Source organism: Pseudomonas sp. MIACH, assembly GCF_001269925.1.
Taxonomy (GTDB): domain Bacteria; phylum Pseudomonadota; class Gammaproteobacteria; order Pseudomonadales; family Pseudomonadaceae; genus Aquipseudomonas.
Map to the genome: position 1 here is coordinate 26,155 of NZ_LHVO01000030.1, position 17,034 is coordinate 43,188.

A 17,034-nucleotide genomic window follows, 5' to 3' on the forward strand; every position below is an offset into this window, starting at 1 on the left:
TTCAACAGAGACCGGTATGACAGCCATCCATATCAAGTTCCCCGCCCTGACCCTCAAGGCCGGCAAACGCGCCTTTACGCGCATTCGCGAGCAGGGCCTTAAACCTGCGGATGTCGGCATCCTCCCCGGTGCGGCCGGCGGCCCCAAGGCGCTGGGGATCCAGGGCCTGGACCTGGCGCTGTTCGGCGACTGGCTTCCGCGCGCGCCACGGGAACGTGCGCTGATCGGCGCATCGATCGGTTCCTGGCGGTTTGCCAGCGCCTGCCTGCCCGACCCGGTGCAAGGCCTGCTGGACCTCGGCCGGCTGTACAACGAACAACGCTTTGCCAAAGGCGTGACCATGGCCGAAGTCAGCCGCAGCTGCCAGCGCATGCTCGACGACCTGCTGGCTGGCCGCGATGCGCGCGTGCTGGACAACCCCGACTACCGGCTGAACATCATGGTGGTCAAGAGCCACGGCCTGCTCGCCGATGACCATCGCGGGCGCCTGGGTTTGGGCCTGTCATCGGTGATTGCCGACAACCTGCGCGGGCGTGCGCGGCTGGCGCGGCATTTCGAGCGGCTGATCATCCACGATCCGCGCCAGGCACCGCCGGTGCACCCGCTGAAGGATTTCCCATCGCGCTTTCTTGAGTTGGACATGGGCAACCTGCGCCAGGCGCTGCTGGCGTCCGGTTCGATCCCCATGGTGATGCAAGGCGTGCGCGACCTGCCCGGCGCAGGCAGCGGCACCTACCGCGACGGCGGCCTGCTGGACTATCACCTCGACCTGCCCTACCACGGCGACGACATCGTGCTGTACCCGCACTTCACCGACCGGGTCATCCCCGGCTGGTTCGACAAGGGCCTGCCATGGCGGCGCAGCAACCAGCAAGGCTTGCAGGATGTGTTGCTGCTGGCGCCGTCCAAGGACTACCTGGCCCGCCTGCCCCACGGCAAACTGCCGGACCGCAGCGACTTCAAGCGCTTCATGGGCGACGACCCGAGTCGCAACAAGTACTGGCAAACCGCGATGAGCGAGAGCCGGCGGCTGGGGGATGAGTTTCTGCAACTGGCCGATAACGCCGGCCTGGGCGAGCGCTTGCAGGCGCTTTGACCGAGCGGTATGCGCGGTACCGGATCAAGCTGTTAAACTCGCCGCCTGCCAGATACCTGACCGAGCTGAAAAATACTGTGGAAATCTTCAAAGAGTTTACCTTCGAGTCCGCCCACCGCCTGCCCCACGTACCGGAAGGCCACAAGTGCGGGCGCCTGCATGGGCATTCGTTCAAGGTGGCGATCCACCTGAGCGGCGACCTGGATCCGCATACCGGCTGGATTCGCGACTTCTCGGAGATCAAGGCGATTTTCAAGCCGCTCTACGAACGCCTCGACCACAACTACCTCAATGACATCCCAGGCCTGGAAAACCCCACCAGCGAAGTGCTGGCCAAGTGGATCTGGAATGAACTCAAACCGCTGTTGCCGGAGCTCAGTGCGATTCGCATCCATGAGACCTGCACCAGCGGCTGTATCTATCGCGGCGAGTAAGCCGGCGATGTGAAAAAACCACCCTTGCGGTGGTTTTTTTGTGCCCTGCGTTGTTGCAACCCTTGGTCTTACGCTGAGCCTCGGGGCGAGGCGGTTGTGTGGCACGAGGCTCGCTGACAACGCTGTTCGACGGGTCCAATTTGTACCACCGCTGCACCGCTTTCGTGCCCGACGGGGCACAGCGAACACCCTCGCCTGCGTTTACCCTCTAATAGCGTGCGCCCGTCACTGCTGCAGATTTGGCACGCACGGTGCAACGAGGCTGCGTCACTCATTCAGGGAGCACGCACATGACGCCGCCAGAATCAGGCAACGACTACCCCCTAAGCGAAGTCCCCATGCACGCGCGCAAAGGCCTGGCGTCAACCGCCATGGTGCTGCTGGGCTTCACCTTTTTTACCGCGACCATGTTTGCCGGCGGCAAGCTGGGGGTGGCGTTCAGCTTCACCGACATGCTCGGCGTGGTGGCCTTGGGTAACCTGCTGTTGGGTATCTACGCCGCAGGCCTGGGTTACATCGCGTTCAAGAGCGGGTTGAACTCGGTGTTGATGGGCCGCTTCTGCTTTGGCGAGGTGGGCAGCAAGCTCAGTGACTTGATCCTCGGTTTCACCCAGATCGGCTGGTACGCCTGGGGCACCGCCACGGCCGCCGTGGTGCTCGGCAAGTATTTCGAGCTGAGCCAGGGCAGCGTGCTGGGGTTGATGGTGCTGTTCGGCCTGGTGTTTTGCGCCACGGCCTACGTGGGCTATCGCGGGCTGGAGATTCTTTCCTACATCGCGGTGCCGGCGATGGGGCTGTTGCTGTTTCTGTCGATGTGGGTCGCCACGGTGAAAGTCGGCGGGCTGGAGGGGCTGCTGGCGGTGGTGCCGACCGGCGAGCTGGATGTGTCCACCGCGATCACCCTGGTATTCGGCACGTTTGTCAGCGGCGCCACCCAGGCCACCAACTGGACGCGGTTTTCCCGCTCGGCCAGGGTCGCGGTGCTGGCCAGCCTGATCGGGTTCTTTATCGGCAATGGTTTGATGGTGCTGATCGGGGCTTACGGCGCCATCGTCTACCAGCAGCCGGACGTGGTGGAAGTATTGCTGCTGCAAGGCTTTGCCATGGCGGCGATGGCCATGCTGCTGCTCAATATCTGGAGCACCCAGGACAACACCATCTACAACTTCGCCGTGGCCGGCTGCAACCTGATGCGCACCCAACGCCGCAAGACCGTGACCCTCGCCGGCGCCTTGATCGGCACGCTGCTGGCGCTGCTCGGCATGTACGACATGCTGGTGCCCTACCTGATCCTGTTGGGCACGGTGATTCCGCCGATTGGTGGGGTGATCATGGCGGATTTCTTCTACCGTTATCGCGGCCAATACCCACGCCTGGCGCAGGCGCGCCTGCCCGCGTTCAACTGGCCTGGGCTGGCGGCCTATGCCGTGGGCACCGTGCTGGCATTCCACTCGCCGTGGGTCGCACCGTTGGTGGGCATCGCCGCTGCGTCGCTGAGCTACATCGCGATCAGCGCCGTACTGCGTATGCGTGCGCCCCTGGCTGACGCCCAGGCATAAGCCTGGACGCCTGGTTTCACGAGAATGGTACCCTGATGAGCGCTGGACATCGGCATTGCCCCGATGATCCGGCGGCTGTCTGCCTGATTGTTTTTAGCCAAGAGGAACTTGCCCATGCACATCATCAACGCCCGCCTGCGCAACCGTGAAGGCCTGCATGATCTGCACCTGGAACACGGCCGGATCGCCAGCATCACCCCACAAACAACAGCACCGTTGATGGCGGCCGATGACCTGGATGCGGCCGGCAACCTGGTGATACCGCCCTTCGTCGAACCGCATATTCACCTTGATGCCACCCTCACCGCCGGCGAACCGCGCTGGAACATGAGCGGCACCCTGTTCGAAGGCATCGAGTGCTGGGGCGAACGCAAGGCCACCATCACCGAGGAAGACACCAGGACCCGCGCCAAAAAAACCATCCAGGCCCTCGCCGCCCACGGCATCCAGCATGTACGCACTCATGTCGATGTCACCGACCCCGACCTCACGGCGCTCAAGGCCATGCTGCAAGTGCGCGAAGAAAGCACGCACCTGATCGACCTGCAAATCGTCGCCTTTCCCCAGGAAGGCATCGAGTCGTACCGCAACGGCCGCGAGCTGATGGAAGAAGCCATTCGCCTGGGCGCCGATGTGATCGGCGGCATTCCCCACTTTGAATACACCCGCGACCAAGGCGTGAGCTCAGTCAAGTTCCTGATGGACCTGGCCGAACGCACCGACTGCCTGGTGGATGTGCACTGCGACGAAACCGACGACCCGCATTCACGCTTCCTCGAAGTACTCGCCGAAGAAGCCCGCAGCCGCGACATGGGCGCCCGCGTCACCGCCAGCCACACCACGGCAATGGGCTCCTACGACAATGCCTACTGCGCCAAACTCTTCCGCCTGCTGGGGCACTCCGGGATCAGCTTCGTCTCCTGCCCAACCGAAAGCATCCACCTGCAAGGCCGCTTCGACAGCTTCCCGAAACGCCGCGGCGTCACCCGGGTCAACGAACTGCTCGAAGCCGGTATGAACGTGTGCTTCGGCCAGGATTCCATCGTCGATCCCTGGTACCCGCTGGGCAACGGCAACATCCTGCGCGTGCTGGAGGCCGGTTTGCACATCTGCCATATGCTCGGCTATCGCAACCTGCAAAGCGCCCTCGACCTGGTGACCGACAACAGCGCCAAGGCCATGGCCCTGGGTGACCGTTACGGCCTGGAAGCCGGGCGCCCGGCCAACCTGTTGATCCTCTCGGCAGACAGCGACTACGAGGTGATTCGCAGCCAAGGGTTGCCGCTGTACTCGATTCGCCATGGCAAGGTGTTGATGAAGCGCCAGCCGGCGCAGGTGGAGTTTATGTAAGAAGGAATGTGAAACGGCTGACACCCACTCAGGACATCAGCCGTTCAAAAGACCCCATGCCTGAGGCCGGGCGGTCCCAAACAGGCTGACGCCCAGCAGTGTATCGGCCTGAGTATGCAAGCGAACCGGCGCAGTGCCACCCGGCATCACCACCGCAATGTCATCGCCCTCAACCCAACCGGCTCGCCACGCCGCACACGCCACGGCACTGGCGCTGGTCCCGGAGGACGCCGTGGGGCCCTCTCCCCGTTCGAACACACGGGCAACAACCCGATTGCGCGATTGCCTGGCGACCCATTGCAAATTGACCCCGGTCGGACATGGCTCGCCGCGTCCTGCCGGGGGCGCGAAGGCTATCGCCTGTAACGGTTCGAACAGCGCAGGTTGCTGCATCTGCAACGTGTCCGGCAAGGCTGCCACCTGTTCGACCAAGGTCACACAGTGAGGGTTGCCCACCCGCACAAACTGACTGTGCCCCCACTGCGGGTTAATCGCCGCCAACGCCTTCACATGGCTCAGTTCAATGCCGTCCAGGGACACCGGCTCCACTCCCTGCGCCCCCACGGCCGACGGCCCGAATCCGGGCATCCCCAAGGCCAGCCAGAATCCAGAGATGTGCTCATGAATGGCGGGCTCGATCCGAGTCGCCATCGGCGATACCGCGCCAGGCTTGTCATGGTGCACGCGCAACTCACAGGCCCCGGCCATCAAGCCCTGATCAGTAAGCGCCTGGGCGAAGATCGTCAACCCATTGCCACTGCGCTCAGCCAGCGAGCCGTCGGTGTTCACGATCAGCAGGTCAAACGGCGGCTCGGCCTGGAACGGGCCAACCAGCAAGCCATCACAGCGGTGGGCCTTGCCATCGACCGGGCGCGGCGTTGATCCCCAAGCGCATTCGGAGCTTATGGCCGAGGCCGTCCAAACTTCCCGAGTCGCCGCGGCCTGCGCCGCGCCATGAGGCACCTCGATACCCTGTCCTCGTAAAAAAGCCGGGGTGACCACCCCGTAAATATTGCCCCGTGCGTCATAGAACAGGGTCATGGCGCCGCCCGCCTTGCAATCTTCATCGGCTCGTCCCCGCAGTTGCCTACCTGATGGACCCGCAGCGTATTACACAACGCAAGGTTTGTGGGAAGCGGCCTGGAAGGTGGTAATCCACCGCGAGAATCCGGGGTTCACCAGTTCTCACGGGGTTTACGCACCTTCCAGAACGCCTTGTGCAACGACGATCTGTGGGTGGTTACCAGCGTTCATAGCGTTCCAGGCTCGCGAAAATAAACTCATCCCTGCCTATCTCGGGGAACCTGGCTCGCCCGCCAAGGCCTGATGTGCAAGGATGTCGGGCCGGACATCGTGCGTTGAACGCAAAACCAAGGATTTTTCATGACTGCCATCCCCACCCCAGCCCCCGTCATTCCCGGGCGACTGGAGCAAATGTCGACCCGGATCGCATTTTTCATCGCTGGCTTCGGCATTGCTGCCTGGGCGCCGTTGGTGCCGTACGCCAAAGCGCGCGCAGAACTGAGTGAGGGCACCCTGGGTCTGTTGCTGTTGTGCCTGGGGGTGGGGTCTATCATCGCCATGCCGGCAGCGGGTGCGCTGGCGTCTCGCTTTGGTTGCCGCCGGGTGCTGACCGCCGGCACGATCATGATCTGCCTGGCCTTGCCGATGCTGGCCACGGTCAGCTCGATTCCGTTGCTGATCGCCGGCTTGTTCCTGTTTGGCGCGGGCCTTGGCACGGTGGACTCCACCGTGAACCTGCAAGCGGTGATTGTTGAGCGCGCCAGTGGCAAGACCATGATGTCGGGCTTTCATGGTTTGTTCAGCCTGGGAGGAATCGTCGGCGCCGCAGGGGTTGCCGGGCTGTTGGGCTTGGGTCTGTCGCCGCTGCAAGCGACCCTGGTGGTGATCGTCATCATGGCGGTGGCGCTGCTCAAGGCCGGGCCACATTTATTGCCCTACGGCAGTGAAAGTTCGGGCCCGGCCTTTGCGATCCCCCACGGCGTCGTGCTGTTTATCGGCTGCCTGTGCTTCATCGTGTTTTTGGCAGAAGGCGCCGTGCTGGACTGGAGCGCCGTGTTCCTCAGTGCCGAACGCGGTCTGGACGAAGCCTACGCCGGCCTGGGTTATGCAGCCTTCGCCCTGACGATGACCGCCGGACGCCTGACCGGCGATGCCATCGTGCGGCGCCTGGGCGCGACCCGCGTGATTGTGATCGGTGGTGCGCTGGCCACTGCCGGCATGTTGCTGGCAACGTTGTTGCCGACCTGGGAAACCGCGTTGCTGGGGTACGCGTTGGTCGGCGCCGGTTGTTCGAATATCGTGCCGGTGCTGTACACCGCCGTTGGCAAGCAAACGGTGATGCCGGAACATATCGCCGTGCCCGCCATCACGACCTTGGGATATGCCGGGATTCTTGCCGGCCCTGCGATGATCGGTTTTATTGCCCATGGCAGCAGCCTGAGCAGCGCCTTTGTGCTGATCGCAGTGTTGCTCGCAGGCGTGTCGCTGAGCGGAAAAATCCTCAAGGTATGAATCCGGGTATCAGCGCGATTTGCGCGCCAATTCCTCTTCCTGCCAACGTTCAAGGCTTTGTTTGCTGAGCCATCCCTCCTTTTGAGGCGGACCAAACAGTCGCGCGCCGTTCGCACGTATCAGTGAAGGCAGCAAACCCAGCCGCCCAAGAATGTTCTTGGCCGTGAAGACCCAGAGCTTGCTGTACTTGGGCCGCTGCATGCCATTGGAACGATCCAGCACGGGCGTACCCTGTGGATCAAACGCATACGGATCCGTCATGATGGCCTCGAGCGCGGCGATTTCAACGTACTGGTACTGTTCAAAGAGAAATGTCCGGTCCTGCGACTTGTCTCTCAACTGTTCGAACTGGCCCTGCAGGGCCTTCACCACATGGGCATTACCCTGGGCATGGAACGGGTCCTCGCTGAACACGCTCGGCGAGCTGTTCCCCTGCATCGTTAGGGCGGCCGCCCTGAGACTGTCACGTGTGATATCGCCGTCGCGGCTCAAAATCGCATCACTCAATCGCGGACGCTTGAGAATTTCGCCGACCACCTGAATCGTTCGGTCCAACTCCTCGCTTTTGCCCAAACCCTCAACGGCAGCACGCTGCAATGACAACCACGTCAAACGCCCCTCGCTCAGGAAGGGGTGCAGCCTGCCAAAGTCTTTTTCCAGGGCCTGCGCCAACTGGCTGTCGCTGGACGATACGCCGGGTTGGCAAACGCTCACACGCGTAACAGGCCGATTCTGCAGCACTCGCTGGCGCAGTACCGACGATGTTCGGCGCGGCGGCAAGGACACCCGCGACACCCCGTCGGCGCGTGCAGAACGAGCCTCATCCGAGGTTTCAGAGAGAATGAGCGGCGCTGGCGCGGTAGGCTGTAAAACCGGCACGTCCAGTGCCAAGGGCCGACCATGAAGTAGTACACCCTCGGTTGACATGGGTTTCCTCCAACTCTTTTCCGATCCATACCTGCCCGGTGATTGCCCCGTGGCGGGTGAAATCATCGAATGGATTCCACAGGCAGGCACCTCCTGTGTGGTTGGGCAGGCACGACAGTTCCGGATAATCGACGAATACCCATGACCGTATGTAAAAAAGCGACCAGCAGGTCTGGTGAGCCGCGCCCTTACCGACGCCACCAAGTCATCAGGCTGTTGATCAGACTGGAGTGCTTAAGAGGTCTGGCGTCGTCACTTGCCACCTGTCCGGTCGCAAGCATGCCGCGGAAAAAGTCTTCCTCGACCGGCGCCTGGAATTTGCGCTGGCCGGCGAAGGTCCTCATGCGCCTGGCTTCAACAGCATGCACATCCGACGGGGCCAGGAGCTCTTGCGCCACGATGTCGCCCCTGGATACAGTCGGATCGCCATCATGGGTTTTACGAAAGAGCTCATGGCCGCTGGGCCGGCATGGGTGAAACGCGGTTGATGTCATGTGCAGGCCCTCCACGCGGAATCTGAAAAACGATCGATTTGATCAAGTCCGGTTCATATGAACTATGTGGTCAATCGGCGTAAACAGTTCCTGACACAGTTAAGCCAAGCGCCATCATTTGATGACGGCGCATGGACTTCGATTAACGGGAAAGCTGGTAAAGCGCTTGCCAACTGATTCGGCGGTCATTATCACGGCCGGCGACATTGTCCATTTTCTTCAACACGTCAGTGCGTTTGAGAATTTCCAGCGCCAGATGGGTCAGGTGATCCTGGGCAGCGTTGCCCGTCAGGGGCTGGGACGCCCTCCTCTGCAGATCACGAAAACTCAGCTCCGGCGCCCGCGGATCATATTTCAGCTGGTTGAAATGCGTAAGCATTTCAGCGGCCAACTGCTTGTCGCTGTCGTACTTGAAATAGTTATCCCCCTTGATCACGTCTCTCACATTTTTCACGTTGATCAGGCCATCCAGGGAACCCGTAGAAGGATTACGGTCAAGAGCGCTCATCAGGTCCGGGCGGCGCAACAACTCTTTGGCCAAGCGAATGTTCGCGTTCGTAGCGGGATCGCGGGACCAGCCTTTTTCCGCCATAGCGCGGATGCTGTCAACGCTGACAAACCCAGGGTTGCGGGGGTCTCTGAAGGCGTCGAAGTTGCGGTGCAACTCCTTCGCCAGTTCTTCGTTGTTTTTCCGCGAGTAATACGGATCAGGCCCGCACGGTGGGGTCGGATACGGTTTACACACGGTGGGATCGGGGCGTGGTGGTGGATTGCCGCAGCCAGGATTTGGCCTCGGCGGCGGATTGCCGCAGCCAGGATTCGGCCTCGGCGGTGGATTGCTGCAGCCAGGATTCGGCCTCGGCGGCGGGTTGCCGCAGGGTGGGCGATGCCCGGGGAACCAAGGGCCCATCCAGTGTTTGACCGCTGCCATCAAGCCCTGTGTAGCGGGCGCACTGGGATGACGCAGCACGTGATCAGCGCCACGCTGACCGGCTGCCGACGATGAATAACCGCCGAACACCGGCCCGCCCTGGCTTTCCTGAGACAGGAAGCTGACGTTTGCAGGCGATTGGCCGTTGAGGGCAGTCATCGACTGAGCAGATTTGACCTCAGGCGTGGAAGTGGCCAGCGAAAGGCCAGAGGTGGATGAGGCAGAGACCTGTGTATCGAAACTTGATACCGACATCGTTTTCTCCATACGGTGGGCGCGATCTTCAGCTTGCCGCTCCAACGCAACGTCGAAGCCCATCAGCTTTCCCATGTGTGGCACGTTGTCGGAAACGGTTCCTGAGCCAGCAGCAATCTGTGATGTGAGGATGTAAGAATCAGGAAACCGGCAGGTTCCGCAGGCCTTGCAGCGCAGATGGCCTGGTCACTGCAGCGCCTGTTTAAGGCGGCTCAATTTCTCTCGGCTGCCGCACACGCTCATCTGGCACCATTTGCGCAGTTTGTTCTTGGAGATGTCCAAAAATATCCAATCACAGTCCGTGGCGGTACAGCACTTCAACTCGCGAAGATCACCGGACACCAGCAACTGCGTAGCCTTGATCGCCAGGCGTCCGATCAGCATTGCGGTCAATTCCTCGGCGTTGGAGCAGGTTCTCCACGCCCAGGCCGGTATCCCGTCAACCGTGCGCAGCACCCGCCAGGCGGCGCCTTGCTGGAAATTCAGGTTGATCTGCTGCAAGGCCGCATCGGCCGCAACCTGGCGCAAGGACAGCGGGTAAAACACGCCATACAGGCATTCGCGGAACGCAATGATGGCGTCCAGATCCGGTTGGTAGGAAATAGGCGATTCAAACACCATGGCCTTGTAGTCATCGAACTCCTGGGCAGAGATCAACGACGCATGCAGCGCCCATTCAAAGAAGAACTGAAAACTGGTGAGCCGTTCTTCCATCACCCTGAGTGGAGAACCAGGGCGACGGCCATTGGTGGTATTGATGAAGTCCAACACCTGGGCCCCGCCAATCAGGCGAATCGACTTTGCAGTGCCGGTAAAATGCGTCATGCCTGCTCCTGAAAAAACATGGTGGGGCTGCGATGGCGCAGATTACCTTGTTTTCTTGACGTGCAGAAACCGCCGCCTCAGTGCCAAGACCAGCGGCTAGGCACGCTCGTCGTCGCGAGCCACCCAATCGAGAATAGTCGCGACAGACTGTTCGACAGACAGCACCTGGGTGTCCACGTGCACTTCCGGAAAGATCGGCACGTCGTAGTTCGAATCAATACCGGTGAAGTGTTTGATCAGCCCCAGCCGGGCTTTTTTGTACAAGCCTTTAGGGTCACGCTTTTCGGCGGTTTCCAGCGGTGCATCCACATGCACTTCGACAAAATATTCATTGCCGATAATCGAACGCGCGTAATGCCGACTGGCCGAGGACGGTGAGATCAACGCCACAATCACCATCAGGCCCGCGTCCAGCATCAACCGCGCCACTTCCGCGACACGCCGGATATTCTCATCGCGGTCGCGGTCGGTAAAACCCAGGTCCCGGCATAGCCCACCGCGCACTGAGTCACCGTCAATAATGCAGGTCTGGCGCCCTTGTGCCTGCAGGGCCATGTCGAGGGCATCGGCGATGGTCGACTTGCCGGACGCGGAGATGCCGGTCATCCAGATCACCCTGGGCTTGTGCTGCATGGGTAAGTGTTCGGCGCGTGGATGACTGAACGCAAACGCGTGCAGGTTCTGGTCTGGACGGTCTGGACAATAACTCATGGCTGCTCAGCCTCCGTCACCGAAACAGGCGGTTTACCCAACATGAACACCATCACGCATTGCCCGAACAGCAGCAGCGCAACCACCCAATAGATGCTCGAAAACGACCCGGTCAGGTCCTTGGAAAAGCCGCCGAGGAAGTTGCCGCACACACCGCCCAAGCCGATCAGCACATTGGCGATACCAAATGCCTGGGTCAGGCGACTGACCGGCACGATTTGCCCTATGTAACTGGGAACCAGGCCAAAGACCGGATAAAACGCCAGCGCAAACAAAAACGCCGCCACATAGAACAATGGAATGCTGTTGAAACTGAACACCACGGTCGCAGCCAGGCCCGCGCTTAAAAAGCACATGGCCAACGACGCCCGTACCCCGACCTTGTCGGCAATCCATCCCACCAGAAACCCCGAGGCCATGCCCACCGCGCCGATGGTGGTCCAGATAAATCCGGTGTCCTGTACCGATACGCCCAGCTCATCGCGAAGGTAAGGCGCCAGGTAAGTCTGGAACGGCAACAACGCCATGCCATTCAGAAACGCGATGGCCCAGATCAGGTACAGCGGCCGGCTCAGCCACGCGGTGGGGCGCTCAAAAGACGCCGACCGCTGCGGCGATGAACCGCCCTCCTTGGCCGCCCCCCGCTGGCGTAACAAGCACCAGGCCACCCCGCACAGGGCCACCGAGATCAGGCCAGCCGTCAGCCAGATCGAGCGCCAGCCGCCATGCACGGTCAGGAACGACACCAGCAAGCCGTTGATAAACACGCCATAGCTGGTGCCACTGGAAATCAGTCCCATGACCCTGGAACGATGACCGGGGCTGAAGCCCTTGGTGACGATTTCTGCCAGCGGGATATACACCGAGGCCGAACAGCCCCCGAGCAGAATCAACAGCCCCCCGGACAACCAGATGCTGTCGCTGACACTCAGGCCCAGCAATGCCAGGGAGGTGATCAGCGTCGACACCAGGCTGATTTTCCAGCCCTCGACAAACCGGCTGATGACACTGGTGACCGATGAAAACAACAGGAAGCCGATCTGCGCGCCGCCGGTGATCAAGCCCACCGTGGTGTAGTCGAAACCGATGTCGCGGCGCATGTCCACCACCAGGTTGGCGAACAGGTAAACGCCAAACCCGTAGGTGCTGGCCACGAATCCGGTCAATACCACCGCCAGCACGACGCTGTCCAACGGGCGGGCGCTACTGTGTACCAGTGTGCTCATCAGGTACTCCTTAAACGGCGCGCGCCGTGTGGATGACAAAATCACAATCCATCATGTCGTAGTCACGCTGGAAATCACCGTAACTCTCATGGGCGCAAAACCCGGACTTGAGCACCTCCCCCTTCAACTCGCCCGGCAACAGCGGATAGACCTGCAACCGGTACTGCTCGGCGTTATCAAACGAGTAGATGAACTCACACACGTGTTCATCAACCTGCCCCAAGCCGACGGAGGCGTGCGTACCGCAGTAATAGTAATGACCGCTGGATTTGAACTTGCCTGCGCGAATGGCAAAGAAGTTACGTTGATCCACAACCAGCAAGCCGCCCGGATTGAGCAATGCCCTGAATTTCTCCAGCACCTGCAACCGCTCATGGGCTGCAAACACATGGCACAGCGAACTGCCCAGGCACACCACCGCATCGAAGCGCCCCAGTTCGTCGGGGTCGAGAGACTGCCAATCCCTGTAGTGCGATTCGATCGCCAACCCGCGTTGGCGAAAGTTCTCGCGGGCCTTGGTCAGCATCGTACTGCTGCCGTCCGTGGCGACGACATCGAACCCCGCCTGCTTAAGCTGTACCGCATGAAAACCACTGCCCGTGGAGACGTCGATGACCGACTTCACGCCGTGCTGCTTCAGCAGGTTTTCAAAGAAACCGTTCTCCCCCGCTTTTCTTTTGTCCCAATCGATCAAATCATCCCAGCGCTCGACGAATTTTTTCGAGTATTGCGTCGCGTAACTGGCGACTTCGTTGTGCTTGTGCCCCGACATCTGATTCATCACACACCTACCAGGTTGAATGTTTGAAAGACAGGTATTTGCTCGACAGCTCACGGGCAAACTCGGCGGACTGTTCGATGGACATGGTTTTCTTCGAGTACCCCAGCATCGCCTGCATCACGGCCATGCATTGCGGGTTGAAGGTGACCGAACCATCGCAATGAATTTCGTCGATGCCATCCTGGCTCTGGCAGATGGTGTTGATGCGCACGGCTTCGTCTTGGGGGCACTCATCACTGAACTGCACCTTGATCTGACCCTGCTGCAGCCACACCGGATACCCGCCCGGCAACCCCAGCGGCCCGGGCGCGTGCACCAGCACCGGCGTCGGCGAAAACAGCCCTTCGATCACGGTGACCGCCGAGCACGCCGTGAGGAACTGCCCATCGATACCGCCCAGGCGGCGGTACTCGGATTTAACCGTGGAAAAAATCGCTTCAGCCGGCAGGTGGTTCACGGCCAGGCGGTCACGAACCTCATACAACAAGCGGTAACTGGCACGCGGGGGCAAGCCGCCGCGTGGCACGTAGTGGCTGAAATAGTGCTGGGCATACAGGCGCACCTGCACATCGGCAGGCGCACACTCCAGCAGCCGCGCGATGGAAAAGCGCACAGCCGGGATCAGGTTGGCCACATTACCCACGCCAATATCCGGCGCCAGACCGACCCTGGCCAGGATCGGGTTGACCGCATCGGGAAAGGCCGCATTGACCGTCCGGGTCACGATGCCGGAGGCTTTTACCGCCTGCATCAAGTCATGCATCAGCGTCAGGTGCATGGGCAGCCAGGGCCCGAACTGCGCCTGGTCGAGTTGTTCGAAGGAGAGCTTGGGCAACCCGGTGATCACCCGCCACGACTGCAACGACGCACAATTGACCACCATGTCCGGGGCCTCTTCACGCAGCACCCGCGTCACCCGGTCGATATCGGTGAGGTCGGCAATCACCGGCTTGATCGCGATGTCGTGCCCCAACTGCGCACACGACAGTGCCACCAGGTTGCACAGCCGCAAGGTCGCGTCTTCATTGCGCCCCAGCACCACGAATTCAAAGGCATTTTTCGGCCCGAGGATCTTCAGGATCTGCAGGCACAGGTTGCCCGCGCCCACCAGCAACAGTTTCTTCTTAGGGGCTGACGGCTTCATCGTGGGTAAGCTCCGTTGTCCACCGGAATGACCCGGCCGGTGATATGCCGCATGGCATCGCTGATCAGCAGCAGAATGACCTCGGCAACGCCGCTGGGCAGGATCGGGTCCTTGAGGATTTCCTGGCGCGCGTACTCGGCGCGGCGGTACTCGGGGATGGTGTCGTAGATGGCGGTGTCATGGATCAGCGCCGGCGAGACCGCGTTAACCCGCACGAACGGTGCGAAATTCCAGGCGTTGGCTTTGGTCAGGCCGATCACCGCCGCCTTGGTGGCGCCGTACAAGGCATCGCAGCTGCCTACCTCGCCGGCCACGGAGGCGATATTGACGATGCTGCGCGGCGCTTCGTGCTGCATTTCGCGTTCGGCGAAGTCTTTGGAGAGATAGACCAATGCCTTGAGGTTGACATTAAGTATCTCGTCCACTTCAGCATCGGAATAGGCGTAGACACTTTTGCCGTGGTAAATACCGGCGTTATTGATTAATGCATCAATCGTTGCGTGGCGATCATACAGCGCAGGTATAAATCCCTTGATCACCGCCTGTTGGGAAAAGTCCGCGACATGTGTTTCCAATACATCCGACGGGTAAGTGCGCTGCAAGGCACGCAGGCCGTCGGCATCCTTATCGGCACCAATAACGAAGTAACCGGCCTGGATAGCTTTTTCTACGGTCGCTCGACCAATTCCATTAGCTGCACCGGTGACAATCAACTTTTTCATACCACAATCCTTATTGGCAAAATGCATTCATGCGGGCGTAGAACGGTCGATGGTATTCATACAAGGCTTTTAATTTTGGCGACTGGTCAAACGCGTCCATGTCGATGGGCTGTTTATCCGCCGATACAATGCGCTCGCTGTTCTGCGCCGCCACATGCCAACTTCTCCAGGTTTTCCACTGTGGGGGACATTCGCGCTTCCAGGTCATGGCGTGGGGCAGGAATTCAATCTGCAAGTAATCACACAACTTGCGCACGACCCGCTCCGGTTCGGCGGCGAGATCGTCTGCATTAATCACATAAGGCACTTGCCCGGTGAGTTTGGTCACCACACAAAAGATCTCGTACAAGGCTTTATGCCCGATAGCCTGCACGGGCATATCGGGGTGTATCCGATGATGGGAAATAATGCTGCCGGCGGGTTCACGAATAATAAAAACATTGTGCTGTTGCGCCAGGAATTCCCGGTCGACTTTCAAGTCATCCAGGCAGTGGTAACACATGTCTTTATGAAACACATTGGCCCCTTCCCGGGCCTTGATCAGTTGCGCTTTTATGCCCTGATACGTGGTGGGCAAGCTGTGGTCCCACTCATCCGAGGGAATCGCCGAATCCGCAGAAAACGCCATATGCGCAAAGGGCTCGTGGAAAACCTCGAAATCCCCGCGCTCGATAAACACCCGTTCCAACACCGTGGAACGGGAGCGCGGGTGCGCCCATAACCCGACCATCTTGTTCATGCCAGCACCCCATATTCAGCGGCCAGGATGGCGTTGAGCGAGCGTGCGAAAGGCTTCGTCACCGGGCACAGGCGCACGCAGTAATCGGTCAGGCGCCGCTGTGCACTGTTGGCTTCGTTGCAGGCGTTGATAAACGCTTCATGATTGCCAAAGTCGTAGGGTTCGATGCTGTCGATGAAATAGGCTTCACAGAAGTACGGAATGCACAGCAGTTTGGCGAACGTCTCAGGCGGCGCGTGCACCGGTTCACTGGCGGGTGCCACTGGTTTACCGTGGCTTTCACGCTCGATCAGAAACTCCACCACATCCGGCGTCAGCGTGTAGCACGTCGCCGTCAGCCCGGTCTTTTCCAGATGCCAGCAGTGCTTGTGGCCACGGTCGTCAACGTCGACCTTGATACTCGACAACAAGGTTTTGACCGGTACTTTCGAGGCTGCCACCAAGGCCTGGATCTGCTGGTAAACCAGCAGCTCGGCCCAGCGCAGTTCCTCCGGGCCCAGCGTCAGGCCACGCTCTGCGGCCTGCAACGCGAACTCGGGTTGGCAGGCAAAACGCCCGATCATAAAGGTGATCACGTACTTGCAATGATCGGTGTCGATGCCGTTGCCGCGAGCCGTGGCCATGCCCCGCTCGATCGCCTGGATACCGGCCTGGAACTGCGAGACGGTGAAGCAGAACGTGATATTGACCGAGACGCCCTGGGCCACCAGTTGTTCGATGGTCGCGAACCCTTCCAGACTGCCCGGCACTTTCACCATCACATTCGCTGCCAGGCGCTGCAGCTCCAAGCCTCGGGCGGTCATGCGTTCGGTGCAGCGCACATCCGAGGGGTCGACCTGGGCGCATATCCAGCCGTCAACCTGAGCCGATTGAACCCACAGCGGCTTGAGCGTCTCAGCGCCCTGCGCAATCACTTCGTTATACAGCTGCTTGCGCAACTCCCCTGCCGACAGGCTGGCCAGATTAAACCGCGACGTCCAATACTCCCGCTTGTCGAGGATCGCCGCCGTCACCAGCCGAGGGTTGGTGGTCACACTGCTCAGCCCCCAGGGCTGGGAGATATCCTGCGGCATCAACTGCTCGATATGGGCGGCCGCGGCCGGATACTTATCCAACAAATGTTTTTTGTAAGGCGCGTACACCACCGGCGACGAATCCCACCACACTTCAGAACATTGATCATTGCGTTTAAGCCGTTCTATATAACCCAGTGTGCCCACAACACTTGCTCCTTGAATGACTTGATCAATAAGGGTCGGTAACTCACGCATATCGGCAAACGGTAATGCACCGGCTTCGGCCAAT

At 60.4% G+C, this 17,034-nt stretch carries 17 protein-coding genes; 5 read left to right on the top strand and 12 right to left on the bottom strand.

Annotated elements, in window-relative coordinates:
* The first annotated feature begins 16 nt into the window (after nt 1-16).
* From AD670_RS12280 to codA, 4 genes are all read left to right on the top strand, one after another.
* Complete coding sequence (locus AD670_RS12280) at nt 17-1,096, top strand: patatin-like phospholipase family protein (RefSeq protein WP_053132205.1); 1,080 nt, start codon at nt 17-19, stop codon at nt 1,094-1,096.
* 77 nt (nt 1,097-1,173) lie between these two features.
* Nucleotides 1,174-1,530, top strand: a complete 357-nt coding sequence (gene queD, locus AD670_RS12285) for a 6-carboxytetrahydropterin synthase QueD (protein WP_003190259.1) — start codon at nt 1,174-1,176, stop codon at nt 1,528-1,530.
* Between the two features lie 290 nt (nt 1,531-1,820).
* Nucleotides 1,821-3,089 carry a cytosine permease gene (gene codB, locus AD670_RS12290; protein ID WP_053132209.1) on the top strand — a complete coding sequence of 423 codons (1,269 nt, stop codon included), beginning with the start codon at nt 1,821-1,823 and terminating at the stop codon, nt 3,087-3,089.
* A gap of 114 nt (nt 3,090-3,203) precedes the next feature.
* Nucleotides 3,204-4,439: a cytosine deaminase gene (codA, locus tag AD670_RS12295; RefSeq protein ID WP_053132212.1), complete on the top strand. Its 1,236-nt coding sequence runs from the start codon at nt 3,204-3,206 to the stop codon at nt 4,437-4,439.
* A gap of 36 nt (nt 4,440-4,475) precedes the next feature.
* Here codA and AD670_RS12300 read toward each other — a convergent pair whose 3' ends face one another.
* A complete protein-coding gene (locus AD670_RS12300) occupies nt 4,476-5,480 on the bottom strand; it encodes a DeoR family transcriptional regulator (RefSeq protein WP_053132215.1) in 1,005 nt (334 codons plus the stop codon).
* A 342-nt stretch (nt 5,481-5,822) separates the two neighbouring features.
* Here AD670_RS12300 and AD670_RS12305 point away from each other — a divergent pair, with 342 nt between their 5' ends.
* Entirely contained in the window at nt 5,823-6,974 is a 1,152-nt protein-coding gene (locus AD670_RS12305; RefSeq protein WP_053132218.1) for an MFS transporter, read from the top strand.
* A gap of 9 nt (nt 6,975-6,983) precedes the next feature.
* On the opposite strand, the gene AD670_RS31945 is transcribed toward AD670_RS12305, so the two are convergent.
* The 11 genes from AD670_RS31945 to AD670_RS32260 form a co-directional block, all read right to left on the bottom strand.
* The gene (locus AD670_RS31945; protein WP_256243897.1) at nt 6,984-7,901 is read right to left on the bottom strand and encodes a type III secretion protein; all 918 of its coding nucleotides are present in this window, start codon (nt 7,899-7,901) and stop codon (nt 6,984-6,986) included.
* A gap of 188 nt (nt 7,902-8,089) precedes the next feature.
* A complete protein-coding gene (locus tag AD670_RS31950; RefSeq protein ID WP_256243898.1) occupies nt 8,090-8,395 on the bottom strand; it encodes a type III secretion protein in 306 nt (101 codons plus the stop codon).
* 142 nt (nt 8,396-8,537) lie between these two features.
* Nucleotides 8,538-9,656: a type III secretion effector protein gene (locus tag AD670_RS31655; RefSeq protein ID WP_172681467.1), complete on the bottom strand. Its 1,119-nt coding sequence runs from the start codon at nt 9,654-9,656 to the stop codon at nt 8,538-8,540.
* 111 nt (nt 9,657-9,767) lie between these two features.
* On the bottom strand, nt 9,768-10,406 hold the full coding sequence (locus AD670_RS12325) for a CGNR zinc finger domain-containing protein (RefSeq protein WP_053132221.1): 639 nt from the start codon (nt 10,404-10,406) through the stop codon (nt 9,768-9,770).
* 96 nt (nt 10,407-10,502) lie between these two features.
* Nucleotides 10,503-11,117 (bottom strand): adenylyl-sulfate kinase, encoded by a 615-nt coding sequence (cysC, locus tag AD670_RS12330; RefSeq protein ID WP_053132226.1) that lies wholly within the window; start codon nt 11,115-11,117, stop codon nt 10,503-10,505.
* Nucleotides 11,114-12,343, bottom strand: coding sequence for a nitrate/nitrite transporter (locus AD670_RS12335; protein ID WP_053132229.1), 1,230 nt, complete (start codon nt 12,341-12,343; stop codon nt 11,114-11,116). The genes cysC and AD670_RS12335 overlap by 4 nt, the downstream gene beginning before the upstream one ends.
* A 10-nt stretch (nt 12,344-12,353) precedes the next feature.
* Nucleotides 12,354-13,124: a bifunctional 2-polyprenyl-6-hydroxyphenol methylase/3-demethylubiquinol 3-O-methyltransferase UbiG gene (locus AD670_RS12340; protein WP_053132231.1), complete on the bottom strand. Its 771-nt coding sequence runs from the start codon at nt 13,122-13,124 to the stop codon at nt 12,354-12,356.
* Nucleotides 13,125-13,131: 7 nt separating this feature from the next.
* Entirely contained in the window at nt 13,132-14,268 is a 1,137-nt protein-coding gene (locus AD670_RS12345; RefSeq protein ID WP_053132234.1) for a hypothetical protein, read from the bottom strand.
* A complete protein-coding gene (locus AD670_RS12350; RefSeq protein ID WP_053132237.1) occupies nt 14,265-14,990 on the bottom strand; it encodes an SDR family NAD(P)-dependent oxidoreductase in 726 nt (241 codons plus the stop codon). The genes AD670_RS12345 and AD670_RS12350 overlap by 4 nt, the downstream gene beginning before the upstream one ends.
* Before the next feature lie 10 nt (nt 14,991-15,000).
* On the bottom strand, nt 15,001-15,729 hold the full coding sequence (locus AD670_RS12355) for a hypothetical protein (RefSeq protein WP_053132241.1): 729 nt from the start codon (nt 15,727-15,729) through the stop codon (nt 15,001-15,003).
* Nucleotides 15,726-16,949, bottom strand: a complete 1,224-nt coding sequence (locus AD670_RS32260; RefSeq protein ID WP_053132244.1) for a transaldolase family protein — start codon at nt 16,947-16,949, stop codon at nt 15,726-15,728. The genes AD670_RS12355 and AD670_RS32260 overlap by 4 nt, the downstream gene beginning before the upstream one ends.
* Nucleotides 16,950-17,034 lie beyond the last annotated feature (85 nt).